At 36.0% G+C, this 26,757-nt stretch carries 20 protein-coding genes; 2 read left to right on the top strand and 18 right to left on the bottom strand.

Translation table 11 applies throughout. The features are described 5' to 3' along the window. Window positions 1–53: 53 nt before the first annotated feature. Entirely contained in the window at window positions 54–800 is a 747-nt protein-coding gene (gene istB / locus BLT22_RS05645; protein ID WP_256333880.1) for an IS21-like element helper ATPase IstB, read from the bottom strand. Next, window positions 797–2,356, bottom strand: coding sequence for an IS21 family transposase (gene istA, locus BLT22_RS05640; RefSeq protein ID WP_091761491.1), 1,560 nt, complete (start codon window positions 2,354–2,356; stop codon window positions 797–799). The genes istB and istA overlap by 4 nt, the downstream gene beginning before the upstream one ends. Window positions 2,357–2,685: 329 nt before the next feature. Between istA and BLT22_RS12560 the strand changes: the two genes are divergently transcribed. Together BLT22_RS12560 and BLT22_RS05630 are read left to right on the top strand one after the other, a co-directional pair. Next, window positions 2,686–2,775 (top strand): helix-turn-helix domain-containing protein, encoded by a 90-nt coding sequence (locus BLT22_RS12560; protein WP_143020631.1) that lies wholly within the window; start codon window positions 2,686–2,688, stop codon window positions 2,773–2,775. A gap of 688 nt (window positions 2,776–3,463) precedes the next feature. Then, on the top strand, window positions 3,464–4,510 hold the full coding sequence (locus BLT22_RS05630; RefSeq protein WP_091761485.1) for an O-antigen ligase family protein: 1,047 nt from the start codon (window positions 3,464–3,466) through the stop codon (window positions 4,508–4,510). Between the two features lie 202 nt (window positions 4,511–4,712). Here the strand turns inward: BLT22_RS05630 and lepA are convergent, their stop codons facing one another. From lepA to rseP, 16 genes are all read right to left on the bottom strand, one after another. Continuing rightward, window positions 4,713–6,536 (bottom strand): translation elongation factor 4, encoded by a 1,824-nt coding sequence (lepA, locus tag BLT22_RS05625; protein ID WP_091761483.1) that lies wholly within the window; start codon window positions 6,534–6,536, stop codon window positions 4,713–4,715. A gap of 126 nt (window positions 6,537–6,662) precedes the next feature. Next, window positions 6,663–7,814, bottom strand: coding sequence for a molecular chaperone DnaJ (gene dnaJ / locus BLT22_RS05620; RefSeq protein ID WP_087059076.1), 1,152 nt, complete (start codon window positions 7,812–7,814; stop codon window positions 6,663–6,665). A 172-nt stretch (window positions 7,815–7,986) separates the two neighbouring features. After that, complete coding sequence (gene dnaK / locus BLT22_RS05615; protein ID WP_091761481.1) at window positions 7,987–9,822, bottom strand: molecular chaperone DnaK; 1,836 nt, start codon at window positions 9,820–9,822, stop codon at window positions 7,987–7,989. Between the two features lie 59 nt (window positions 9,823–9,881). After that, window positions 9,882–10,421 carry a nucleotide exchange factor GrpE gene (grpE, locus tag BLT22_RS05610; protein WP_091761479.1) on the bottom strand — a complete coding sequence of 180 codons (540 nt, stop codon included), beginning with the start codon at window positions 10,419–10,421 and terminating at the stop codon, window positions 9,882–9,884. 23 nt (window positions 10,422–10,444) lie between these two features. Further along, window positions 10,445–11,473: a heat-inducible transcriptional repressor HrcA gene (gene hrcA / locus BLT22_RS05605; RefSeq protein ID WP_091761476.1), complete on the bottom strand. Its 1,029-nt coding sequence runs from the start codon at window positions 11,471–11,473 to the stop codon at window positions 10,445–10,447. Window positions 11,474–11,624: 151 nt separating this feature from the next. Beyond that, window positions 11,625–12,584, bottom strand: a complete 960-nt coding sequence (gene ribF, locus BLT22_RS05600) for a riboflavin biosynthesis protein RibF (protein WP_091761475.1) — start codon at window positions 12,582–12,584, stop codon at window positions 11,625–11,627. A gap of 8 nt (window positions 12,585–12,592) precedes the next feature. Continuing rightward, a complete protein-coding gene (gene truB, locus BLT22_RS05595; RefSeq protein ID WP_091761473.1) occupies window positions 12,593–13,510 on the bottom strand; it encodes a tRNA pseudouridine(55) synthase TruB in 918 nt (305 codons plus the stop codon). A gap of 165 nt (window positions 13,511–13,675) precedes the next feature. Further along, a complete protein-coding gene (gene rbfA / locus BLT22_RS05590) occupies window positions 13,676–14,026 on the bottom strand; it encodes a 30S ribosome-binding factor RbfA (protein ID WP_087059065.1) in 351 nt (116 codons plus the stop codon). Window positions 14,027–14,081: 55 nt separating this feature from the next. Then, complete coding sequence (gene infB / locus BLT22_RS05585; RefSeq protein WP_091761468.1) at window positions 14,082–16,427, bottom strand: translation initiation factor IF-2; 2,346 nt, start codon at window positions 16,425–16,427, stop codon at window positions 14,082–14,084. 21 nt (window positions 16,428–16,448) lie between these two features. Then, window positions 16,449–16,748, bottom strand: coding sequence for a L7Ae/L30e/S12e/Gadd45 family ribosomal protein (locus BLT22_RS05580; RefSeq protein ID WP_087059061.1), 300 nt, complete (start codon window positions 16,746–16,748; stop codon window positions 16,449–16,451). Continuing rightward, the gene (gene rnpM / locus BLT22_RS05575) at window positions 16,741–17,034 is read right to left on the bottom strand and encodes an RNase P modulator RnpM (protein WP_087059059.1); all 294 of its coding nucleotides are present in this window, start codon (window positions 17,032–17,034) and stop codon (window positions 16,741–16,743) included. Before rnpM ends, BLT22_RS05580 begins: the two co-directional genes overlap by 8 nt. A gap of 64 nt (window positions 17,035–17,098) precedes the next feature. Continuing rightward, a complete protein-coding gene (gene nusA / locus BLT22_RS05570; RefSeq protein ID WP_091761466.1) occupies window positions 17,099–18,535 on the bottom strand; it encodes a transcription termination factor NusA in 1,437 nt (478 codons plus the stop codon). Between the two features lie 47 nt (window positions 18,536–18,582). Beyond that, window positions 18,583–19,074: a ribosome maturation factor RimP gene (gene rimP, locus BLT22_RS05565; protein WP_091761464.1), complete on the bottom strand. Its 492-nt coding sequence runs from the start codon at window positions 19,072–19,074 to the stop codon at window positions 18,583–18,585. Window positions 19,075–19,236: 162 nt separating this feature from the next. Then, the gene (locus tag BLT22_RS05560) at window positions 19,237–23,568 is read right to left on the bottom strand and encodes a PolC-type DNA polymerase III (RefSeq protein WP_091761462.1); all 4,332 of its coding nucleotides are present in this window, start codon (window positions 23,566–23,568) and stop codon (window positions 19,237–19,239) included. 174 nt (window positions 23,569–23,742) lie between these two features. Beyond that, entirely contained in the window at window positions 23,743–25,452 is a 1,710-nt protein-coding gene (locus tag BLT22_RS05555) for a proline--tRNA ligase (protein ID WP_091761460.1), read from the bottom strand. Between the two features lie 23 nt (window positions 25,453–25,475). Continuing rightward, window positions 25,476–26,750 (bottom strand): RIP metalloprotease RseP, encoded by a 1,275-nt coding sequence (gene rseP, locus BLT22_RS05550; protein WP_091761459.1) that lies wholly within the window; start codon window positions 26,748–26,750, stop codon window positions 25,476–25,478. Window positions 26,751–26,757: the final 7 nt, after the last annotated feature.

The raw sequence follows: 26,757 nt of genomic DNA, 5'->3' as shown, positions 1-26,757 counted from the left end.
TGTAACTGTCAACCACAAATGTGCACTTTTTGCCAGATGACTTTGTGCACTTTTTATTCAAAAATTGTTTCACGATGTTTCATTCGATGACTTTCGCCATCCATATGAATCACTTCACAACGATGAAGAAGTCGATCAAGGATCGCTGTCGCAATCCCTTGATCTCCAAGCATCTTTCCCCAACTGTCTGGGCCTTTATTAGATGTTAAGATGATCGAACTCTTTTCATATAAATCACTAATGAGTTGGAAAAAAAGATTAGCTTCGTTTGTTTCCATTGCCATAAACATCATATCATCAATAATGACTAAATCAGCTTCTCTCATACGTTTGAGGCGAATTGCCGACTTTCGCACATAACCTTCGGTTTTGAGCAGTGAAATCAACTCACCCATCGAGATAAAAGTGACTTGTTTGCCTCGTTCAATAGCTTCCAATCCTAATCCAATCGCTATATGCGTTTTCCCCACACCAGGTGGACCTAAGAGAACGAGATTAAACATTTGATCTAACCAATCGTATTCTTTAAGCTGATCAATCTGTCGTTTACTGAGTGAAACTGATTCTTTAGGATCAAAGTCCTCTAAGGACTTTTCAAAAGGAAATTGTGCCCATTTTAAATACTTTAATCGTGTCTTTTCTTCTCGACGCTGTTCTTCATGATTACATAATGCCACAAGCAGCTCTTGATACGTCCAGGACTGTTGTTCCGCTTCCCGAAGGAACGAAGGTAGTGCCTGGGCTGTTTCGGTCATACGGAATTGCTTGAATTGTGCTTGAAGTACCTCTGTTGTTCCTATTGTCGTTCGCCTCCTAGTACCTCTAAGTATGACTCAAAAGAACGTTCTCTAGCGGTAATTGTTTGATAGTTTTCGGATAACTCGTCACTCTTTTCAGAGTGAGTATCTGTCTGGACATGTCGACGAGCTATCTCTATTGCCACGTCTCTTAAATCGACGGCACTGAACAATTTCAATGCTAGACATTCGGTTAATGCTTGGTCCAACACATCACTGTTTTTATCTACGATGGACTCTATGACTCGTAATTGATCCCTAATGTGTCTAGGATATTTAACTTTTAGTTGATCAATAAAGACTGCTGCTTTCTCTTTTTCTTCAAAGTTGCGGAGTACTTCACAGATATGCAGCTCAAGTTTTTGTCTCTTATCTTTTTCGCGACCATGATTAGAATCCTTGATTAGCTTGCCTTTTCCTTTTGTTAAGGGATGTTGGGCAATCAGTCGATCGCTCTTCATATCGTACGCGTAAAGATGGGTGTCGCTTGTTGTTATACGGACCTTCGTTGTTTTTCTTGATTGGTAGGTTCCTATAGGAACCGAGTAGTAATTTGATTGAAATTGAAGCGTATTGTCTTTCAATATGGTCTTTGTTATACTTTCATTATTCGAAAGAATGCGTTTCTTAGAGATCGAGATGAGGTGTGGCTTTTCCAGAGTGAACACGTCTATCGGTCTCTTTTTTGTTTTCTCATGAACTTTGTAATTGCCCGTTCGTTCTAACCAGGCTTCGCATTGTTCTTGCCATGACCTAATTGTCCGAAATCGGCGTCCTCTCGCAAAGTTATATTTAACAAATTTAATAACAGCTTCGACTTTTCCTTTTGATTCTGGATCAGCGGCACGACAGACATGAACGATAAATTGTCTCTCCAATACATACGACTGAAATTGCTTAGTAAATAAGATATCTCCATGATTTTCACTGACAATCATTAGCTTATCTTGATCATATACGATTTCTTCTGTTCGTCCACCAAAATAATCGAAGGCGTTCTCGTGAGTTCGGATGACATCTCTGGTGGTGAAAGGCTTCTCCTGCCATTCAATGTATTTGAATCGAGAATGGGAGAGAACAAACCCAATACAATACAACTTTACTCGTTTATCGGTTAATGTACGTTGTACTATGATTTCACCAAAATCTACTTGAATTTGTTTACCAGCGGGTAGTTCAGGTACCGCTTCGTAATGACGATAAGTAAAGGATTTTGAGATACCGTAGGTTTCCCTTAACTCTTTGACATAAGAGCGAATGGTACTTGAAGCCGCTTCTTTGTAGTTGAATTGTTCATTCAGCCAGTCTTCAATTTGAGCTGCGGACAATTCTGGCTCATCACTAAGCCAATTAACTATCGTTTCTTTATAAGGGTCAAGCTTTCTTTCCCGAGTGGTCAGTGATTGAACCCAAGATATTGCTTCTTTGGGCTTCTTATGTAAATCACTTCTAACGGTATTTCTATGAATGCCGAGCATTCGACTTATCTTTGCGTTTGAGAATCCTTTCTTTTTATAATGGTGCACCTTTGCAATTCTATTCACTTTTTTAAAATCCACCTTTTCTTCTCCTTCCAGTCAATAAACTAACTGTTCTAGTTTATCAAAAGGAACGAAGTATTAGGGTAAAAGTGCACATTCTTTTCTAGCAATAACTGCACAATACAGTTTAGCAGTCACACTTGTCTAGTTCTCTGTAAAACTTACTCTAATACATGTTTATGACAATATTTAATAAACAAATCAACCTTCTGCAACTTACTACATAAAAAGTCAAAATTTAATGTTATTTTTTGCAGAAATTTTTAATCCTCTTTAATTGTAACAATTTGTGTAGTATTCTGATAAAGAGAAAATATGATAGGAGTAACCCCTATGTTATGTCGTGAATTAAAAGAAAAGAAAGTTCTCTAACTCAAAATGATGTTGCAGATAGATTAGGTTTCGACAGAACTACATACGCTATGTACGAAGCCTAAAATCCATAGTATTTAACTAACTTATTTTGATTATCTTTTAAGCAGACAGGTTTCAAAACATCTTTCTACTGATGATGTAGTTGAACTTGATCAAGTTCCTTTATAAAAATGATAATATGGCATATGGTCGAAAAAATTTGACTGAAGAAAACAATAAAAATATTGCTGCGGGGCTTTTTTGAGAGAAAGCTCAAAAATGTAAAGAAGGTGGTGTTAATGACCGAGCAAACTGAAAGAATTATACAATCAATTAAAACATTTTATAATACTTAGATTATAGTTGATCTATTTTTTATCACCAAGCAATTAGAGATAGTAGTTCGTTATATCAATTTTCCAAATAATTCTTTCGGAAAACATTTAAAGATTATGAATAAATCATCCTATTGCTATCTGGACAAAACAAACCACAAATGAACGGCTTTTTGTATGAAGTCACTAATTGCATCATGCATTGGCTCATATTGAATTCGGTAGTTATTATACGCAAAATAGCAAGCATCGTAACAAGGTTAAGTATGAATCTAACTCATATGCTATAGCTATCTGGACAATTTATATAGAGGAACACGAAGTTTATTCAATGACAAAGAAAGTTTCAAAGAATAGTATTATCTTTCCTATGAAAAAAAGAATTATTATAATCGATAGTATAATTAAGCACTAAATTAAATAAGGAGATGTATAAATGAAAAATATTAAAGCCATATTTTGGTTAATTAGTTTCTTTCCTATTGGTTTATATTACATGTTTAAAGAAACGAATTGGTCTACTGTTACAAAAATTATCATATCCCTAATAGGAATGTTTATATTAGGGATAGCAGTTTCAACAGGTAGTGCTTCTGTACTATTGGTGCTTTCTGGATTAATTATCTTCTTTTCAGCAATCTTATATTTTATATATTCTATATTGAAAAAAAATCATAAGCGTCCCGCTGTGCTACTATTCATTTTTGGTATATTGCTCATGGGTATTGGTGGAACTCAAATCTCGGCCGAAAATGCCGAAGCTGAACGAGTTGCTGAAGAACAGAAGCTTGAAGAAGAAAAAATTGAAACTGATCGTATTGCTGAAGAGAAAAGACTTGAAGTTGAAGAAAAAACTGAACTAGCAATTGCAGCAATTGAAAAAGTTACAGAAACTCTTTCCAAAAATGACTACAAGGCTGCTGAAAAAGCAATTGAAGATATTCCGGAACCTAACAAAGATTTAAGTAATAAACTTAAAAAGTTACAAGATCCTATAAAAGAATATGAAATTGCTGTTAATGATACTGCTGAGGCAATTAAAAAAGCTGAAGAATCTAAATCTAGAGCAGATTACGAACATGCTATATCATTATCTGACGCTCTCCCTATCGGCAACAACAAATTCGATAGTAGATTAGCTAAGATAGATGAAACTATTACCAAATCAGAAGCAGAAAAAGCTAAAAAGGAACTTTTAGCAAAAGAAGAATCAGAGAGAAAAGCTGAAGAAGAACGAACTCAAGCAGCTTCTAAGAATAATAACTCTCCTACAGAAAATTATAGTGAAGAAAGTAAAAATGAAACAGAGAAAAAATCGTCTAATGACAATATTACAAAAACAGTATACGTTGCAACTCAAAGTGGAAAAAAATATCACTTTGATCCAAATTGTAGAGGGCTTAGTAATGCAAATTCAGTAGATAATATTTCACTAGACGTTGCAATATCTCAAGGCTATGATCTTTGTGGATGGGAAGACTAGTCTTTCAAAGTTTTTCTTTCTACCAACCACGGAACCTACGTTCGTATAAAAAGTCTAAAATACAAAAAAGAGACTGTTAAATATTTTTGAGAATATGCTTAATAATTAAAAAATCCTACCACTTCCAACTTACATAAGGAAAAGGTAGGATTTTTTATATATTTTGAATGAAATTATCTTATCAAGCTTATTAAATCAACATTTATTCATCATCAAGGTTCAATACTGCCATGAACGCTTCTTGAGGAATTTCTACATTTCCTACGTTCTTCATACGTTTTTTACCGGCTTTTTGTTTCTTCAAAAGTTTCTGACGACGAGTCACGTCCCCACCATATAGTTTAGCCGTAACATCTTTACGGTATGCTTTTACTGTTGAGCGAGCCACAATATTCTGTCCAATTGCTGCTTGGATAGGGATCTCAAATTGTTGACGCGGTATTGTCTGTTTCAGCTGTTCTACAACTGATTTGCCTCGTCCATATGAAAAGTCTTTATGGACAATAAAACTCAGTGCATCAACTGTTTCTCCATGAATAAGAATATCCATTTTAACTAGTTCACTTGTACGGTATCCTGCTTCAGCATAATCTAACGAAGCGTACCCTTTTGTACTAGACTTCAAACGGTCAAAGAAATCATATACAATTTCCGATAGAGGAATGAAGTAAGCAACATTTACTCGAATATCATCTAGATATTCCATGGTAATGAATTCTCCTCGTTTACGTTGTGCAATTTCCATTACTGCTCCAACATAATCATTTGGTACAGTAATCGTAGCTTTTACATAAGGTTCTTCTACTGACTCGATTTCTTGCGGAGTGGGCATATCTGCAGGATTTGACACTTCAATTTTTTCACCATCTGTTTTGTTAATGTGATAGATAACCGATGGAGCAGTAGTAATCAAGTCTAAGTTAAATTCACGCTCTAAACGTTCTTGAATAACGTCCATATGCAGCATACCTAAGAAACCACAACGGAATCCAAACCCTAATGCTTGAGAGGTTTCAGCTTCATACTGGAGTGCAGCATCATTTAATTGCAGTCTTTCTAGTGCCTCTCTAAGATCCTCATATCTAGCTGAGTCTGTCGGATACATCCCACAGAAAACCATCGGGTTCATGTGACGATATCCAGGTAAAGCTTTCGTAGTTGGATTATTTGCTAGGGTAATCGTATCTCCGACTCGAGTATCTTTAACTGTTTTAATATTTGCAGTTACAAATCCAACGTCTCCCACCATTAGATAATCTCTGGAAAGAGGTTTCGGAGAAAAGATTCCTAAATCAGTCACTTCAAATTTCTTACCGTTACTTAAAATTTGAATGGTGTCTCCTTTACTCAACACACCATCCATGACTCTAATATTCAAAACTACTCCCCGATAAGGATCATATGCAGAGTCAAAGATCAGTGCTTGAAGCGGATTATCAATATCCCCTTCTGGCGCTGGAACTTTTTGTACAATTTGTTCTAGAATATCTTCAATACCGATACCAGACTTAGCACTAGATAAAACAGCTTCGCTAGCATCTAATCCGATTATATCTTCAATTTCTTTACGAACTCTTTCAGGATCTGCAGCCGGAAGATCAATCTTATTGATTACTGGCAAAATTTCCAATTCATTATCTAAAGCAAGATAAACATTGGCTAAGGTTTGAGCTTCTACTCCTTGTGCTGCATCAACTACCAGAATTGCTCCTTCGCAAGCAGCCAAACTTCTTGATACTTCATACGTAAAATCCACATGACCAGGGGTATCGATCAGATGAAGAATATAGGTTTCTCCATTTTTGGCAGTGTACTTTAATTCGACTGTATTTAGTTTAATCGTAATACCACGTTCCCGTTCTAAATCCATTGAATCCAGTAATTGATCTTGCATCTCTCTATCGGCAACTGTATGTGTCAATTGTAATATTCGATCTGCTAGTGTTGATTTACCATGATCAATATGAGCAATGATCGAAAAATTTCTTATTTGTTTTTGTCTCTTTCGAGCTTCATTTTTATCCATTATATTAAATCCTCATTCCTTCGTCTTCACAGGCGTTCTTACCTATTATACCAACGATTAGAACAGAGTACAATCAAATTAGCAGACATATAATAAGGAGATGGCCAATAGCCATCTCCTTATTTGTTACTTATGCTTATCTTTGAAGGCGTCTTTTACCTTTGAAAAAAACGAACCTTCATCTTGTTCAATAATTTCATCATACTCACTGACTTTAGCAAATTTTCTTAGCTGTTCAGCTTGTTCTTGATTTATTTTTTTAGGGATCTCAACATTTACTGTAATATGTTGATCACCGTTACCTGTTCCCCGTAAGCGTGGCGCTCCTTTTCCTTTTAAGCGGAAAGTCGTACCTGGCTGAGTACCTGAAGGTATCTTAAATTTAACTTTTCCATGGACAGTAGGAACTTCAAGTTCATCTCCTAACGTTGCTTGAACCATATTGATTGGTAATTCGTAGTAGATTTCCGTACCTTTTCTTTTGAATTGATCAGAATCTGCTACTCTAAAGACTACATAAAGATCTCCATATGGCCCACCGTTTTTACCAGCATCTCCCTGATTTTGTAGACGCATCTGGTTTCCATCTTCAACACCTGCTGGTACAGTAACTTTTACAGAATGTTGTTCTTTAGTATGACCAGTTCCATGACATACTTCACATTTCTCTTTGATTTCTTGGCCAGTTCCATGACAAGTTGGACAAGCTTGCTGCGTCATTACACGACCAAATGGTGTATTTCTTTCTACGTTAATCGCTCCTGCACCACCACATTGAGAACAGGTTTGCGGGCTGGTACCAGGTTTTGCACCACTACCGCCACAGTTATTACATTCTTCTTCTCTTCTATAACGAACCGTAGTTTCTTTCCCAAAAATAGCTTCTTCAAATTTAAGATCTAGAATATATTGAAGATCTTCTCCTTGCATCGGAGCGTTAGGGTTTCTAGACCTTCTTCCGCCGCCACCAAAGAATTGTTCAAATATATCTTCAAATCCGCCGCCGCCGAAACCGCCAGCTCCACCAAATCCGCCACCAGCTCCGAAATTAGGATCTGTAGAAGCATGACCATATTGATCATAAGCAGCTCGTTTTTGTTCATCGCTTAACACTTCATAAGCTTCAGTGATTTTTTTGAACATTTCATCAGCATTTGCTTCTTCACTAATGTCTGGATGATACTTTTTCGATAATTTTCTATAGGCTTTTTTTATTTCATCTTTTGAGGCATCTTTTGATACGCCTAAAAGATCATAGTAATCTTCTTTTGCGGGCATTTTATTCCTCCATACTCTAAAGAGTTGCTAGATGTATTCTATATATGACTATACTATACTTAGAATAAAAAGCCAAAAGCACTAAGCTTTGGCTTTTTATTTGAACTATTCGTTTACTTAGTCAACTTACCCCTACAAAATTAAGGTAGCAAGTTATTTTCTTCGAAGAAATTTATTTTTCTTCATCGTCAACTTCTTCAAATTCAGCATCTACAACTCCATCGTCTGAAGTGCCTTCGCCACCAGCTTCTCCACCTTGAGCCTCTGCTTGCTCAGCAGCTGCTTGTTCGTAAAGTTTCACTGACATTTCTTGAACGATCTCGTTCAAGGCATCTCTTTTAGATTTAATTGCTTCGAAATCATCGTTTTCTAAGGCAGTTTTTAATTCATCACGTGCTTCTTCTGCTTTTTTAACATCTGCTTCGTCAACTTTTCCTTCTAAATCTTTTAAAGTTTTATCGATTTGGAATACTAGTTGATCTGCTTCGTTACGGATTTCGACTTCTTCTTTACGTTTTTTATCTGCTTCAGCATTTTCTTCTGCTTCTTTAACCATACGTTCAATTTCATCATCAGAAAGACCTGAAGAAGATTTAATAGTAATGTTTTGTTCTTTACCAGTTCCTAAATCTTTAGCAGATACATTAACAATACCATTTTTATCAATATCGAATTTAACTTCGATTTGAGGCACACCACGTGGGGCAGCTGGTATATCAGTCAATTGGAAACGTCCTAAAGTCTTGTTATCTTTAGCCATTGGACGCTCACCTTGAAGTACATGTACATCTACAGCAGGTTGGTTGTCAGCAGCTGTTGAGAATGTTTGAGATTTACTTGTTGGAATCGTAGTGTTACGATCGATCAATTTTGTAAATACGCCACCCATTGTTTCAATACCTAGTGATAAAGGCGTTACATCTAATAAAACGATATCCTTAACATCACCAGAAATAACTCCACCTTGGATAGCAGCTCCCATAGCTACAACTTCATCAGGGTTTACAGAACGGTTTGGTTCTTTCCCTGTTTCTTTTTTCACTGCATCAACAACAGCAGGAATACGAGTAGATCCACCAACAAGAATAACTTGGTCAATATCTGATTGAGAAAGACCAGCATCTTTAAGTGCTTGACGAACAGGTTGTTTTGTTCTTTCTACTAAATCATCAGTTATCTCATCAAATTTAGCACGTGTTAATGTTACTTCTAAATGAAGTGGTCCTGCTTCTCCAGCACTAATGAATGGTAAACTAATTTGAGTTGAAGATACACCTGATAAATCTTTTTTAGCTTTTTCAGCAGCATCTTTCAGACGTTGTAACGCCATTTTATCTTTTGAAAGGTCTACTCCATTATCTTTTTTGAATTCAGCAACAAGATAATCAATGATTTTTTCATCGAAGTCATCGCCACCTAGTCTGTTATCACCAGCAGTAGACATTACTTCGAATACTCCATCTCCCAATTCAAGGATAGAAACATCGAAAGTTCCGCCACCTAAGTCAAAAACAAGGATTTTTTCATCTGTATCAACCTTGTCTAACCCATAAGCCAGAGATGCTGCAGTCGGTTCATTAACGATACGATCTACTTCTAATCCAGCAATTTTACCAGCATCTTTTGTAGCTTGACGTTGGGAATCGTTGAAGTAAGCTGGTACAGTGATTACTGCATTTGTTACTTCTTCACCAAGATAATCTTCCGCATAAGCTTTTAGATGTTGAAGAATGAACGCTGATACTTGTTGAGGAGAGTATTCTTTTCCTTCAGCTTCAACTTTATAATCTTCACCCATGTGTCGTTTAATTGAAATGACTGTATTAGGATTAGTGATCGCTTGTCTTTTAGCCACTTCTCCAACTTGAATTTCTCCATCTTTGAACGAAACGACTGAAGGTGTGGTACGGTTACCTTCTTTGTTTGGAATAATCTTAGATTCTCCGCCTTCAAGAACCGCTACTGCAGAGTTTGTAGTTCCTAAATCAATACCAATAATTTTTCCCATGATATACTCACCTTTACTTCATAAATTTTTGTTTTAATTTTTGAATCTGATTTTAGATTTTACTGATAGACAGCAACTTTTGCTGCACGTAATACACGATCATGCAGTTTATAACCTTTTTCGAATACCTGTGCGACAGTACCACTGTCTTCTTCACTATCCGCTGGTACTTGCGTATAAGCTTCATGATAATTTGGATCAAAAGGTTTACCTTCAGCATCGATAACTTCGATTCCTTCGGACTTAAGAGCTTGGTCAATACTTTCAATGACCATTTCGACACCTTTTTTCAAGTTCTTACCAGCTTCATCTTCTACTTGAATTGTAAGTGCTCGCTCCATATTATCAAGAGCGGGTAATAAATTTTTAGCAAGATCTTGAGAACGATATCTAGTTGCCATTTCTCTGTCTCGTTGATTTCTTTTTTGAATATTTGCCAGTTCAGCTTGTAATCTTAAATAACGATCTTCTGATTCGCTTAACTGCTGCTTAACTTGTTCAAGTTCTGCTTGAATTGGATCTTCTTCATTAGAATCAACTTGTTGGTCCGTTTCTTCTTCATTCGAACGACTATTTATTTCTTCATTCTTATCCTTCATTATTGTCCCTCACTTTTAAATCTTTATTCTAAATAATACTGGAGTAAAGTATCCGCTAATTGTTTCCTAAACACTTCAAGTACTCCAAAAGTTTGATCATATGGCATACTTGTTGGCCCTAATACCGCTATGATTCCATCACCATGACCATCCACTTTATAGGTAGCTGTGACTAGACTGAAATCATCAAACAATTCATGATTTAATTCAGTCCCAATTTTCACTTCAAAGTCTTCTGTAACTTTACTTAAAATCCTATTCAAATCTAATTCATTATCTAGTAATTCATATAAGGACTTTAATTTTTTCCTATCCATATGATCAGTAAAATCAAGCAAGTTCGTTTTACCGGATATATGCAATCGATCTTCTTTAGGTTGTCCAAAGACTTCTTCGATTGTGATTAACATATCTTTTGCTGATGAAGCATACTTTTCAACTAATAGCGGTATATCATTTTGCAGTTTAAAGTAAACTTCATACAAAGAATGTCCAACTAAATGTTGATTAAAAATATTTGTTACTTTTTCAATATCTGATTCATTCACGTGTTTAGATATACGAAAAACAGTATTTTCTATCGCACCTGTATCAGTTTGGATGATTGCCATCACCTGATGATGATTCAATAAAACTAACCTAAATCCGGTTAGCTTATTTGTTTTCCCTTGAGGTCCTAAGACGAAGGCCGTGTAGCTAGTTAATTGTGATAATAACTGAGCAGACTGATGAAATAGGTCATCCATCTGACGAACATGATTACCGAATGCTTTGTTGATCATAACGATCTGATCCTTTTCAACTTGTTTTGGTTGAATGAGGTGGTCTACATAAAAACGATACCCTTTTAAGGATGGAATTCTTCCAGAAGAAGAGTGCGTTTTTTCTATAAATCCCATTTTCTCAAGGGAACTCATTTCGTTTCTGATTGTTGCAGAGCTAGCTTCGATATTCGTTTCATCTACTAACTTCTTGGATCCTACCGGTAAGCTAGTTGAAGTAAAAAGCCTAATGATAGTTTCCAGAATGATTAATTGTCTCTCTGTTAACATGTGCATCATCTCCCTAAGCACGGTTAGAGACATCTTTAATTTCAAAATTGGCGAGTATACTATTTTACTATAGTAATCTCATTAAATTAGCACTCGAGTTGTTCGAGTGCTAACACATTTATAATTTAACAAAAGAGCGACAACTTGTCAACTATAAAATCTGATTTGTTTTGACCTTTGCGATAACTTCTCTAGATTCTATCTCATCTTGTCGTAATTGTTTAATTAAAGCCTCTATAGAGTCATATCTAATTTCATCTCTAAGATATTTAACCCACTTTATCCGAACATTTTCTCCATAAATCTCTTTTTTGAAATCAAACAGATGTACTTCCACAGAAAGATTTTTTCTATATCCAAATGTTGGATTATAACCGATAGAAGCCATGCCATCATACCAAGTATTATTTACAAGCATCTTGACCGCATATACACCAATTTTAGGCATAAATACATCTGGATCGGATAATATGTTAGCAGTTGGATAGCCTAGTGTTCTACCTCTAGCATCTCCATGTATCACAAATCCGCTTGTTTCGTATAAATATCCAAGCAATTCATTAGCTTTCGCCAACTTTCCATCAAGTATGGCTTGTCTAATTCTTGAAGAGCTGATTTTCTGATTGGAATCATCTTGTTTCTCTACCTTAAAAATATCAAATCTATTCTTAGCGTACTCGTTGAGATTATCCATATTGGCGATATCTGCTTTGCCATATGTGTAATCAAAACCCGCAACAACTGCTTTGGCATGCCAGCCAACAATATACTGATCCACAAATTCTTGAGGTGGCAGTGATCCGAAACTAGAGGTAAACTCTACCTCATATAAAATGTCTACCCCTAGTTCCGCAATCAGCAGCTCTTTTCTTTCCATTGTTGTTAAATAAGAATGATATTCAGGATCGAATTTTTTATACACAAAAGCTGGGTGTCTATTAAAAGTCATTAACGCTGATTTTATGCCTCTTTCCTTAGCAATTCTCACACCTGTTTCAATCACTTTCTGATGTCCTTTATGAATACCATCAAAAAATCCAAGAATTAATACTATATCCTCCTGAATAATTTCTGTTGGATCATATGGATGATGAATCTTAATAATTTCCACATTGTCACCTACAATTCCGTTCTTAATACTTTAATTGGTTTTAATAAATCTAATTTTGTTGGATGGTCAGAGTAAATTGCAACAGCTTTTTGGTTTATATAAAATACAACAGGCATTTTTTTATTTCCAGGTATTTCAGCTTTAGGGATTAAAGCGCCATTTCTTACTCTATTCCATTCTTCTTCATTCAACTCGTACGCTGAAAAAGGCGTTAACACTGTTTCTAAGGGGTTAATGATTTTTTCTATTTCCAGATTATCCATAGCCTCTTTGACTTGCGCTAAGGTAAAAGAATCGGATGATTGATAGCCGCCACTTTCTGTTCTTATCAGTTTAGACATATGAGCAGGAAATCCCAGAGATTCTCCAGTGTCAACTGCTAATGTACGTACATATGTCCCTTTGCTGCAACTTACTTTAAATGCAAAAGAAGCTGTATTCGCTATCTTATTATAGTTAACGTCAGATGTACGCTCATAATTATAGATATTAACTGCTCGCGAAGGCCTCTCTATTTTTTCTCCTGCTCTTGCGTATTCATATAGTCTTTTACCATTTACTTTTACAGCAGAATACATTGGAGGAGTTTGAATAATTTCACCAATAAAAGAACTCATTATTTTATCAATATCCTCTATACTTAAATCACTGTCTACCGGCTTGCTACTAACAACTTCTCCTGAACGATCCTCAGTTGTTGTCGAGTACCCAAGCGTAATCTCACCTTCATATGTTTTCTTAGAGTCCACCATATATTCTATAACTTTAGTTGCTTTTCCTATCGCAATAGGCAGTACACCTTCAACGTCAGGATCTAACGTTCCAGAATGCCCAATTTTTTTAGTCTTCAAAATTTTCCTCATTTTAAAAACACAATCATGACTGGTCATTCCTTTTTCTTTCCATAAAGGTATAATTCCTTCCAAATAAATCCCTCCGTTAATTGTTAATTGTTAATTGCAATATACCATAATTCAGATATGTAAATTGATCTTACATGGAAAAAGAGAACCTATGTCAAGAAGACAACTGATTCTCTTTCCATTTCGATCAATTAAAATAAAGTTGAATATCACTTTGAACTTATTGATTTAATCATTATTTTTTAACTGATTCAATAACTCATCAATGTGATTCCCATAGGCTACAGATTCATCTCGAGCGAAAAATAATTCGGGCGTTTTATGAATAGTTAAACGGCTTCCCAACTCTTTTCTAACCAATCCTTTGGCTTTATTCAAGCCTTCTTGAGTTTCTGAAACTGTTTTTTCATCTTCGCTTAGAGTACTGTAGTAGACTGTAGCTTGCTGTAGATCTCCAGTAACTTCCACATCAGTAATTGTAATCCCTTGAACTCTAGGATCTCTAACTCTTTTTTGCAAGATGTCATTCACTTCTCTTTGGATTTCCTGGGAGACTCGACCAACTCTATAATTTGGCATATTTGCTCACCTGTCCTTTGAACTCTTTTAATCATACTATTTAATAATAATAGTCTTATCTTTCGATTTCAACCATTTCGAAAGCTTCAACGATATCATCTACTTTAATATCATTATAACCTTCTATTGTTATTCCACATTCAAAACCAGTTCTTACTTCTTTTGCATCATCTTTAAATCGTTTCAAACTAGATAATTCACCTTCGTATTGTACAATCCCATTACGTACTAAACGAACTGAACTATTACGTTTGATAACACCATCATTTACGAAACACCCTGCAATTGTTCCAACTTTAGATACACTATAAGTTTCTCTTACAGTTGCTTGTCCAGTAACCTGTTCTTCAAATTCTGGATCCAGCATACCAGTCATAGCAGCTTCAATTTCATCAATTGCGTTATAAATTACTCGATGTGTTCTAATATCGACTTCTTCACGATTAGCACTTTCATTTGCTTGAACGGTCGGACGAACGTTAAAGCCGATAATAATTGCGGAACTTGCAGAAGCAAGTGTAACGTCACTTTCATTGATAGCACCGACACCAGTATGAATAATGTTTACTTTAACACCTTCAACTTCAATTTTTTGTAAGCTTGAAGCCAGTGCTTCAACTGAGCCTTGAACATCAGCTTTAATTATGACGTTTACCTCTTTTAACTCGCCTTCTTCAAGACTTTCAAACAAATTCTCTAAAGTTACTTTATTTGTTGTAGAGCGTTTAGCTTCATTAGCCGCAGTAGCTCTAGACTCTCCAACTTGTCTAGCCGTTTTTTCGTCTTCAAAGACTACAAATCGATCACCGGCTTGCGGAGCAATATTCAATCCAGTAATTTCAACTGGTGTAGAAGGTGTAGCTTGTTTCACTCTACGTCCCTTATCATTTGTCATTGTACGAACTCGACCAAATGCATTCCCTACAACAATTGGGTCCCCTTGGGATAAGGTTCCTTCTTGAACTAATAATGTCGCAATTGGACCCTTAGCTCTATCTAGTCTCGCTTCGATGACAGAACCAAGTGCCGGGCGTTTAGGATCCGCTTTAAGTTCTTCGATTTCTGCTACTAATAAAATCATGTCTAGTAATTCATCCAGGTTTTTATTGAATAATGCAGAAATTTGTACAAATATTGTATCTCCACCCCAATCTTCAGGGATCAATTCATATTCTGTCAATTCTTGCATCACTCGATCAGGATTAGCGCCTGGTTTATCTACTTTATTCACAGCTACAATAATTGGAACTTCAGCAGCTTTTGCATGATTGATTGCTTCAATTGTTTGAGGCATAACTCCATCATCTGCTGCCACAACGATGATAGCAATATCCGTAATGTCTGCTCCACGAGCACGCATTGTTGTAAATGCAGCATGTCCAGGAGTATCTAAGAAAGTGATTAGTTTTCCTTTTTCTTCTACTTGATAAGCTCCTATATGCTGTGTGATCCCACCTGCTTCACCTTCTGTTACATTAGTATGGCGTAACGTATCCAACAAAGTAGTTTTACCGTGGTCAACGTGCCCCATAATAGTAACTGTAGCAGGACGCGTCACTAAATTTTCTTCAACAACTTCTTGATTGAAGAATGTATCGAAATCTGTTAAGTCAACTTGAACCTTTTCTTCTGTTTCGATTCCATAATCAGTAGCCAATAATTCAATCGTATCTTTATCCAACGATTGATTTTGAGTTGCAACGACACCCATTAAGAACAATTTTTTTACAATCTCAGCAGGTTCACGATGAATTTTTTTAGCGATTTCTGCTACCGTATTCCCATCAGTATATTCTAATACTTTTGGTAGGTCTCTAGCTTTACGTGGTGTTGGAGTTGTTTGAGATTGCTGTTGGTTCTTTTTACCTTTACGCTTTCTTCCTGCTGGTCCTCCATTAATTCCACGATGCTGACGGGAACTTCTTCTTTTCTTAGATTGTTGGAGTTGTTGTTTTTGCTGTTCGTCAGTTGTTCTTTTTTGAACAGTCGGCTCTTGACTAGTTTTTTGAGTATTCTTACTTTGAGTATTATTTGGTTTTTTTGTTGCTCGATTTTGTGTTTGTATGTTATTTTGTCCTTTACTTTTTTGAGATTTGTCAGCATTAGTACGATTCTCTTTTGATGTATTCGTCTGTTGTCTGACAGAATTGTTTGATTTATTCTTATTAGTACTCTGTTGATTATTTCCCTTTGAGTCTTGAGTCTTGTTTTTAGCTGGTTGATTCGTTGGAGCTGGTGCACTTTTAGCCGATAAAGCTTTATTTAGCTTGTCCAAATCACTATCATCCATTGTAGACATATGACTCTTATAATCGATACCTATTTCTTTAGCCTTTTCGATTATTTTTTTACTTTCAACATTTTTTTCTTTTGCAAATTCATAGACGCGTTTTTTGCCCATGCAATCACCTTCCTATTCCTATTATTGCAATTTTTGAAGGGACTGTGCAAATCCTCCGTCTGTAATTGCAACCACTGTTCGCATTTTCCCTATAGCTTTCGATATGTCTTCACGATCAAAGTTGATCAATGCTGGGATACGATAGTGTTCGCACTTATTCAAAAATTGCTTTACTGTATTTTCACTTGCATCTGAAGCTAGTATAACAACTTTGGCCTCTTGACTCCTAATAGAACTGAGTACTAATGCTTCACCGGAAATTAAATTTCCCGAACGCTGAGCCAAACCAAGTAAATTCAAACTTTTTTGTTTGTTATCCATTTTTTAATTCCGATCTTGCTTTTTGATATTCTACATAAGCAAATAACTCTTTATAAAAATCAGCCTCTACTTTTGTGTTTAAAGCTTGGTCAAGAGAATGTCTGTCTTCTGCTCTCTTTACCAGATCAGGATCGAGAGAAATATAGGCTCCGCGCCCATTTTTCTTTCCTGTCGGATCAATTGAAACATTTCCTTCTTTATCTCTGACTAATCGTACCATTTCTTTTTTTGGTTTCATTTCATTAGACGCCACGCATTTTCTCATTGGAATTTTACGTTGCCGCATACTCATCCCACCTTTAACAAAACTGAACGATCTGTTTTAGATTAAATTTGCCAGATACATCAACTTAAGAATTTTCTTCATCAATTTCTTCGCTGACTTCTTCCATTTCATCAATACTAGCTTTAGTATCTACTTCATCGTCCATACCATCTCTTTTTTCTGCGGATTGAATCAATTCTTCCATATCTTCTGGGTTTAATTCACCTTTTTCAAAATCTCCATCATTTAATGGATCTAATGGCTGTTGGTCTGTATCCGTTGCTATTTCTTCAGCATATACATCTGAATTAGTGTTTGCTGCATCTGATACCTGTATTTCATCTATATCTGTAACCTCATTTTCAGTATCAAAGAAAGACTTATCAGAATTCCCCAATGAATCCACCTCTTGTTCTGCCACTTCTTCACCATTATTTAATGCCTCAAAAAATGAATCATTCGTTAAATCATCCGCTTTTTCTTCTAAGTTGCCCATATCACTTTCTGACTTGATATCGATTTTAAATCCAGTTAATTTTGCAGCCAGACGTACATTTTGTCCTCTTTTACCAATGGCTAAGGAGAGCTGATAATCTGGAACTACAATCACGCAACTTTTATTCTCTTTATCAAACATCACTTCAAGTACTTGAGCAGGATTCAGTGCATTTTTAATAAATATCGCTGGATCTTCATCCCACTCTACAATATCCATATTTTCACCGTTCAACTCATTAACGATTGCCTGTACTCGAGTTCCTTTAGGACCCACACATGTCCCTACTGGGTCTACATTTTCATCACGAGACATAACCGCAATCTTAGAGCGATCTCCTGCTTCACGAGCGATCGATACAACTTCCACTGTCCCATCAAAAATCTCAGGTACTTCTTGCTCGAAAAGTCGTTTGATCAAATTCGGATGCGTTCTACTAACAAATACTTGGGGTCCTTTAGTAGAATTTTCAACATTACTTACATAAACTTTGATACGATCATGCGTATTATAACGTTCATTCTCTATTTGATCACGTTTAGATAAAACTGCTTCAACTTTGCCTAAATTGATGTATATAAACCGGTTATCCTGTCTTTCTACAGTACCCGTCATTAAATCATCAGCATACTCAATATACTCATTATATACTATTGAACGCTCAGCTTCGCGCATTCTTTGCATAATAACTTGTTTAGCTGTTTGAGCAGCAATTCTACCAAAGTTTTTTGGTGTAACTTCAAACCTTATCTTATCTCCAATTTCATATGCTTTATTAATTTCAAGAGCATCTGTCAAACTAATTTCTAGTTGTGAATCATATACCTCTTCTGAAACTTCTCTAACTTGGTATACTTTGATTTCGCCATTGTCGTCATCAAATTCTACTTCAACATTTTGTGCTGTACCGTAATTGCGTTTATATGCTGAAACTAACGCAGCTTCTAATGCCTCAATAACTATCTCTTTGGAAATGCCTTTTTCTTTTTCAAGTGTTTCAAGGGCTGCTACTAACTCTTTACTCATTATTTTACTCCCTTTGTTAATTTTTTTCATCTATTGAACAAATAAAATTAGAATTTGATCGCTAATCTAGCTTTAGCAATATTCTTTCTATCAATTATCAACTCTTTCTCTCTAGTCTTAATCCTAATAACTAGTGTAAGCGAGTCCTCATTCAATTCTTTCAAAGTACCTTCAAATGTGTTTTCACTTTCGATCTGCTGATACAAAGAAACGTGTATATACTGACCTAATGCTTCTTGAAAATCTTTTTCTTTTTTTAAAGGTCTTTCCGCTCCTGGTGAAGATACTTCAAGATAATAAGGATGCGGAATTGGATCAACTTTCTGTGAATCTAATGTCTCTCCTATCTTCTCACTGAAGCGAGTACAATCATCCAGATCAACGCCACCGTCTTTATCTATATATAAACGTAAAAACCAATTTTTACCTTCTTTAACATATTCCACATCCACTAACTCATATCCTAATTGTTGAGCAACTGGGTCCGCAAGGGATGTTACTTTATCTACTGTACTCAAAAAGCATCTCCTCTCAATCATTTTGATGGCTACTTTTCATTTTTTCATTAAAAAGAGTGAGCGGGATGCGCTCACTCTAAAAGAATATTACTTTACTCATAGAATATTTTACCATATATCCCGTAAACACGCAACTTACATGCCATTTTCAAGCTATTATAAAAGAGATTTAGAAATACTGTACTAAATATCGAATAGTGATAACTGATTTTCATCCGGTAGATGCTCTAAGACACCATTTAAATCCAAATATTCAATTACAGTTTTTGATACTTTACCTCTTTTGGAAAGGTCTTCCTTTGAAAGAAATGGACTTTCTTGTCTAGCATCTACAATTGCATTTGCTACGCTTCCTCCTAATGAAGGTACGCATCGAAAAGGAGCTAATAGGGAATCACCTTCAATTATAAAATCTGATGCATGCGATTTTTCAACATCAACCATTTTGAAGTTATAGCCTCTTTCAACCATTTCATTCGCTAATTCAAGAACAGTTAAAAGATTTTTTTCTTTTGTAGAAGCATCTAGTCCTTTATCTGTTATTTCTTTCATTTTTGCTTTTATCGATGCTTTACCTTGACTCATCGCTTGAAGGTCAAAATCACTTGCCCGAATAGAAAAATATGCAGCATAATAATATAAAGGATGATGTACTTTGAAATAAGCAACTCGCAAAGCCATCAAAACATATGCTGTAGCATGGGCCTTAGGAAACATGTATTTAATTTTAAGGCATGAATCAATATACCATTTCGGTACATTATTCTCACGCATGATTTGTTGCCATTCTTCAGGTATCCCTTTTCCTTTACGAACATGTTCCATAATTTGAAAGGCAATACTATCATCGATTCCTTTGTGCTGCAGATAAACCATGATATCATCCCGACAGCCAATTACTTCCGATAGCGGTATGTTCTGTTGTCGAATCAACTCTTCAGCATTTCCAAGCCAGACATCCGTTCCATGAGATAAACCAGAAATCTGTAGTAGCTCTGCAAAAGTAGTCGGGTTTGTTTGTTCAAGCATTTGACGAACAAATCGTGTTCCAAATTCTGGGACACCCAGTGTACCAGTTTTCGAAAATATTTGGCTTTCATCTACCCCTAGTACTTCTGTACCACTAAATAACTGCATAACTCCAGGATCATTAACAGGGATCGTTTTAGGATCAATACCTGATAAATCTTGAAGCATTCGAATCATTGTAGGATCATCATGGCCTAATATATCTAATTTCAAAACATTATCATGAATGGAATGGAAATCAAAATGTGTGGTCTTCCATTCTGAATTCTGATCATCCGCTGGATACTGAATAGGCGTAAAGTCATAAACATCCATATATTCAGGAATGACAATAATTCCACCGGGATGCTGACCTGTAGTCCTTTTAACCCCAGTTAATCCTTTAGCTAGTCTGTCAATTTCAGCTGAGCGAATTGTCATTTGGTTGTCTCTTTCGTATCCCTTAACAAATCCAAATGCTGTTCGATCTGCAATCGTTCCAATTGTTCCAGCACGGTAGACGTATTCCTCACCAAACAATTCTTTTGTATAATGATGGGCTTTAGCTTGGTATTCTCCTGAGAAGTTCAGATCAATATCAGGAACTTTATCTCCATTAAAACCTAAGAAAGTTTCAAAAGGAATATCATGTCCGTCCATCACCATCTGATGTTCACAATTCGGGCAGGTTTTTGGCGGTAAATCAAATCCAGAACCTACTTCACCTTCAGTAAAAAATTCAGAAAACTTACATTCAGGACAGCGATAATGAGGTGGCATAGGGTTAACTTCTGTAATTCCAGTCATAGTCGCTACAAAACTTGATCCAACTGAACCACGCGATCCAACAAGATACCCCTCATTTACGCTTTTATGAACTAACTTTTGAGATATCAGATAAATTACAGAAAACCCATTTCCGATAATACTATCCAATTCTTTTTCTAAACGCTTTTCAATAATCTCAGGCAGGGGATCTCCGTATAATCGATGAGCTTCAGTATAACTCATCTCACGGATTTCTTGCTCTGATCCTTCCATTTTCGGAGTAAACAGGTCTTGTTTAACCGGAGAAATATTATCCTCAACACTGTCAGCAATATTCTGTGAATTCGTAACGACAACTTCTTTAACTTTTGATTTACCTAAGAAAGATAAGTCTTCTAGCATTTCATCAGTCGTTCTGAAGTGAACTTCAGGATTCTTAGATTTATTGAAGCCACCTTTATTTAAAGTTTCTAGCAGAATATCACGATAAATGGCATCCTCAGGATTTGCATAATGAACATTTCCGGTAGCCACTACAGGAATAGATAATTCTTCACCAATTTTCACAATATTTGAGATAATATCTTCAAGATCTTTTTCAGAGTTTACCATTTCTCGGTCTATTAAATGTTTATAAGCCCCTTTAGGCATAATTTCCAGATAATCATAGTGTCTTGCTAATTTCTTTGCTTCGTCAAAACCTTTTTGCATCATCGCTTCAAAAACTTCACCTTGGGCACACCCTGAGCCCACTATCAAACCTTCTCTATACTTTTCAAGTAGAGACCGTGGTACTCTAGGAACTCTATAAAAATATTCGGTTAGAGAGGCTGAGATCAACTTAAATAGATTCTTTAATCCGATTTGAGATTGCGCAAGTATTGTAACATGACTTGGTCGTGTTCTTTTATAGGCATCACCCTGACCCATATAATCATTTAACTGATGATGAATCTCTATCGAGTATTCCTCTGAAGCTTCTTTAAGAAAGGCCCAAAGCAAATGTGCCGTTGTCTCTGAATCAAAAATAGCTCTGTGGTGTTGTTCTAAAGCGACACCATAGCGCTTCGCCAATGTATTCAAACGATGTGTTTTGAATGTCGGATGCAAAAATCTGGAAAGTTCCAGCGTATCAATTACTGGCAGCTTAGAAACAGGCATATCATTTTTCTGATAACCTGTATTTAAAAATCCCATGTCAAAACTGGCGTTATGAGCGACCAGGATCGACCCTTCACTGAAAGCTTTGAACTCTTCTAGTACTTTTTTTTCTGTTTTAGAACCTTTAACCATATCATCCGTTATACCAGTCAGATTGATTGTTGTATCTGATAAAGGATGACCAGGATCTATAAATTCTTGAAACTCTTCTATAATATTGCCTTTATGCATTTTTACTGCAGCCAATTCTATTATATTGTCATAAATGGCAGACAGCCCCGTCGTTTCCACATCAAAGACTACGTATGTAGCTTCTGGAAGATGATCATCCGAAACATTATAAGCAATTGGAACTCCATCATCGACAAGGTTAGCCTCTAGTCCATAAATAATTTTAACACTATGCTTTTTACCTGTGGAATGAGCGTCTGGATATGATTGAGCAACACCATGATCTGTAATCGCAATTGCCTTATGTCCCCATTTTGCAGCTTGTTCAACTAAATCAGTCGCTGTGATTGTTGCATCCATTTGACTCATGGTTGTATGAGCATGCAATTCGACCCGCTTTTCATCATCTGGTTGTGAATCTTTTCTTTCTACATGGCTGGTTTCTTGAACATCTTGAGCATTGACAACTAAATCTCTCATAAATGTATCTTCTTGAACGCTGCCGCGAACTTTTAGCCACATTCCTTTTTTGATACTTCCAAATATTTCTTCATCTGAAGCATTATTAGAAAATTTCTTACAGGTAAATGAAGAAGTATAGTCAGTAATTTTGAATATTAGTAATTTTCGTTTAGAGCGAAGTTCTCTTACTTCAACATCAAAAACATACCCTTCAAGAGTGACACTTCTTTCTTCTTCAATGACCGTACTCATTTGACGAACTGGATCGTTTTCTTGAATCGTTCTCCCTAATTTAACTGGTCCTGTCGGAGACGTTTCTCTTCTTTTCTCTTTATTGATATTAGCCTGCTCAATATTTTTAGTTAAACGCTCTGCTAACAATAAATCTTCTTCTTCTTTTTGTTGTTTAAAAGCCGATAACTTCTCATCACTAATTTTTTCATCTACTACTGCTTCAATCTTAAGTTGCTTTGGAAACCCCATTTTAATGTACTGATCTGCTATTTTCGGGAAAAAATCATCTTGAAATTTGTTCTTTGTCAGTTCATGTTCAATGTAAAATAAAATTTTTTTTCCTTTTAACTCTGGATAACTATTTTCAAAAATATCATTACACAAAGGAGAATCTACTTCACTACCCTTACAAGCTAATCTCCAGTAGTTTCTTAATTTTTCTGTGGTTATAACCGGTTGCTCAGTTAAAATGATTAATTCGATCTGAGCAATATCTTTAAATCCTCTTTGGAGTTGATCATTTAACAGAGTATAGGTCTCGAACGGCAAGATATCCGTAAAGGTCAAAGTGATCTGCCAAGTCTTAGAATGCTTGTGCACTATGACTGATTCCACCGAGCCACTTTCTAAACCTATCCTCTGATCTGGGGTAGGATTCAGATTGATTTGCTGAAGAAGTGTTTGAAATAGTTCTTGCTGATTTAGACTCAAAATAAGTGCCTTCTTTCTCGATCTTTAATTACAAATAAAAGGAGAATCCATTAATAAGCTAAGCATAATTGGCTATACTCTAGAGAAGAATCGTCCATTCAACTTAGCGAATATGACGATTTTTCCTGAATAGAAAACAATTATGGATTGCTTCGGTTTCTCCTCAACTACAAATTATTCACTATGATTTAAAATACTCAATGTATCCATCAAATCATCTTTTTTAATTTCCACCATTTCGCCGCTTTTTCTAAATGTTAATTCTACAATACCCTCTGAAGCTTTTTTCCCGACAGTTATACGTACCGGAATACCAATTAGTTCAGCATCTTTAAATTTGACTCCTGCACGTTCTTGTCTGTCATCAATTAATACGGAGAGTTCTTTAGCTTCAAGTACCTCATATAATTCCTTTGCTAGTTCTCTCTGTGCTTCGTCTTTCATCTGGATGGGAATGATATGCACATCAAATGGTGCAATTGAATTTGGCCATATCAAACCTTTTTCGTCAGAATATTGCTCTGCTACTGCTGATAGTAAACGGCTCACCCCTATACCATAACTGCCCATGATTACAGGAGTCTGTCTTCCGTTATTATCTAGAACTGTTGCATTCATTGATTCTGAGTATCTTGTACCTAATTTAAAGATATGTCCAATCTCAATTCCTCTCGCAAATTTAAGTTTACCATGCCCATCAGGAGATGGTTCATTTTCGTTTACGACTCTAACATCTGCATATTGATTAGGTATGAAGTCTTTACCTGGGTTTACATTTGTATAATGTTTCCCTTCTTGATTCGCTCCGGATACTGCATTAACTATATCTTGAATATATAAATCAGCAATAACAGTAACTTCTTCGCTTAAATCAATTGGTCCAACATAACCCGCTACAGTATGGAACAGCTCTTTTACTTGGCCTTCTGTCGCTGGCTCAATGTCTTGAGCACCGACGATTGTCCGTAATTTAACCTCATTCACTTCATGATCTCCACGAACAATTGCAAGTACAGGTTTTTGTTCATCCGTAACATACAAAACAGATTTCAATACTTGATTAAGGTTTACATTTAAATAATCTGCCACTTCTTTAACCGTTTTAACATCGGGTGTTTCCTTTAGTTCGAGATCATTTTGAACTTTTATTTTTGGCTGGGACTTATATAAGCTTGTTGCCATTTCCAAATTCGCAGCATATTCGCTTGAATCTGAGTAAACAACTACATCTTCTCCAGCTTCTGCTAATGCCATAAATTCAATAGAGTCTTTCCCACCCATTGCTCCAGCATCCCCGATGATTGACCGGAAATTCAAGCCAATACGGCTAAATGCATTAGTGTACGCTTCAGCAATTTGATTATAAGATTCATCTAGACTCTCGTAATTGTCATGAAACGTATAAGCATCTTTCATAATAAATTCTCGACCACGCATCAAACCAAATCTAGGTCTTTTTTCATCTCTAAATTTTGTCTGAAACTGATAAAGCATCAATGGTAATTTTTTGTATGATTTTACTTCATCTCTAATCAAACTTGTAAATGTTTCCTCATGTGTAGGACCTAAAATAAAATCCCGTTCATGTCGATCTTGTAATTTAATTAAATCTTCGCCATATGTCTCATATCTCCCAGATTCTTTCCATAAATCAGCAGGTAGCAGCGTTGGCAAAAGCATTTCTGACCCATCTATTTTATTCATTTCTTCTCTAATAATCGCTTTAATCTTCTCAAGGACTCTATGAGCTAGTGGAAGATACGTATAGATTCCTGAAGACAACTGTCTTATATACCCAGCTCTTAGTAAGAGCTGATGACTAATTACATCAGCATCATTTGGTGTGTCCCTTAAAGTGGGAACGAATAGTCTTGATTGTTTCATGAATTAAATCTCCTTTAAAATTACTAATTTAAGAAAAATGTTTGAATATCATTCCAAGTGACAGCTAACATTAAAATGAGCAGAAATCCTACCCCTATCAAAGTAAGGATTCCTTCTTTTTCTTCACTGATTGGTTTTTTGCGAATACCTTCAATAATGTTTAAAAGTAACTTACCTCCATCAAGCGCTGGGATAGGTAATAAATTCATAATTCCAAGGTTAACACTTAAAAAGCCAATGAAGCTGATAATACCTAATATTCCTGCTTGCGCTACGTTTTGACTTGTCGCAAATATTGCTACAGGTCCACCCAGTTTATCAATGCTAAATCCCCCAGTAAGAAATGAACCCAGGATCACAAAAATTTGTGAAACAATTGACCATGATTCAGTAAATCCAAATTTGATTTTACTGAAAAATGAACGATCAAAAGATACTTCAACACCAATTCTGCCAACTTGCTCGCCTTGTCCGTTGTCAACTGATTCTGGCATAATAGTTTCTTCAATGATAGTTCCATCTGCCTTTTCAATTGTGAAGGTTCTTTGAGTCTCAGGGGCCTCGCCAACAATCGTAATCATCTGTCTAAAAGACTCAATTTCAGTATTATCAATTGAAAGAATTTTGTCTCCACTTTCAATATTTGCTGCAGCTGCCGGTGTATCTTCTTGCACATTACCAACCAGCGCCTCTTCAGATGGGACACCACCTTGAACAAACGCCAATAGAATGAAGGCTATAATTGCCAGTATAAAATTATTCAAAGGCCCTGCAAAATTCGTGAGCATTCGATTAATTAAAGACGCAGACTGAAATTGTCTATCTTTAGGTGCAATTTGAAGGGTCGTTCCGTCTTTTTCAACGAGTAAAGCAGTTCGCGTAACTTGATAAGTTTGAATTGCATCAATCTGTCCTTCAATTCGGCCTTCTATAAATAGTTTTTCTTCGAGATCAAAGTTTGTTACTTCTATCGGAACGCTGTCCACACTCTGCAACTTATTTTGAAGATCAATTTTTTCTACTTTATTTTCTTCATTCAGAAAAAGTGAAACTGGCATACCTGCCCGAAGATCTGCTTCTTCCTCATATCCTGCCATCCTTACATACCCACCGACTGGAAGCAATCGCACGGTATAAGTAGTTTCTCCTTTTCTATGATAGAAAAGCTTGGGTCCGAATCCAATTGAAAATTCTCTTACTAGTATACCCGCTCTTTTAGCAAAATAAAAGTGACCAAATTCATGAACGATCACGATTATACCGAAAACAAGTAAAAAGACTAATATAGTTTTAACCATTTATGCT

This window comes from Marinilactibacillus psychrotolerans (assembly GCF_900101525.1).
Taxonomy (GTDB): Bacteria; Bacillota; Bacilli; order Lactobacillales; family Carnobacteriaceae_A; genus Marinilactibacillus; species Marinilactibacillus psychrotolerans.
Note: the sequence above shows the minus strand (reverse complement) of the source record. Positions and strands in the feature narration are given on the sequence as shown.

Coding starts and splice junctions, on each gene's coding strand:
- BLT22_RS05630 (WP_091761485.1), top strand. CDS start 3,464: ATGAAAAATATTAAAGCCATATTTTGGTTAATTAGTTTCTTTCCTATT.
- lepA (WP_091761483.1), bottom strand. CDS start 6,536: ATGGATAAAAATGAAGCTCGAAAGAGACAAAAACAAATAAGAAATTTT.
- dnaJ (WP_087059076.1), bottom strand. CDS start 7,814: ATGCCCGCAAAAGAAGATTACTATGATCTTTTAGGCGTATCAAAAGAT.
- dnaK (WP_091761481.1), bottom strand. CDS start 9,822: ATGGGAAAAATTATTGGTATTGATTTAGGAACTACAAACTCTGCAGTA.
- grpE (WP_091761479.1), bottom strand. CDS start 10,421: ATGAAGGATAAGAATGAAGAAATAAATAGTCGTTCGAATGAAGAAGAA.
- hrcA (WP_091761476.1), bottom strand. CDS start 11,473: ATGTTAACAGAGAGACAATTAATCATTCTGGAAACTATCATTAGGCTT.
- rbfA (WP_087059065.1), bottom strand. CDS start 14,026: ATGCCAAATTATAGAGTTGGTCGAGTCTCCCAGGAAATCCAAAGAGAA.
- infB (WP_091761468.1), bottom strand. CDS start 16,427: ATGGGCAAAAAACGCGTCTATGAATTTGCAAAAGAAAAAAATGTTGAA.
- BLT22_RS05580 (WP_087059061.1), bottom strand. CDS start 16,748: ATGGATAACAAACAAAAAAGTTTGAATTTACTTGGTTTGGCTCAGCGT.
- rnpM (WP_087059059.1), bottom strand. CDS start 17,034: ATGCGGCAACGTAAAATTCCAATGAGAAAATGCGTGGCGTCTAATGAA.
- nusA (WP_091761466.1), bottom strand. CDS start 18,535: ATGAGTAAAGAGTTAGTAGCAGCCCTTGAAACACTTGAAAAAGAAAAA.
- rimP (WP_091761464.1), bottom strand. CDS start 19,074: ATGATTGAGAGGAGATGCTTTTTGAGTACAGTAGATAAAGTAACATCC.
- BLT22_RS05555 (WP_091761460.1), bottom strand. CDS start 25,452: ATGAAACAATCAAGACTATTCGTTCCCACTTTAAGGGACACACCAAAT.
- rseP (WP_091761459.1), bottom strand. CDS start 26,750: ATGGTTAAAACTATATTAGTCTTTTTACTTGTTTTCGGTATAATCGTG.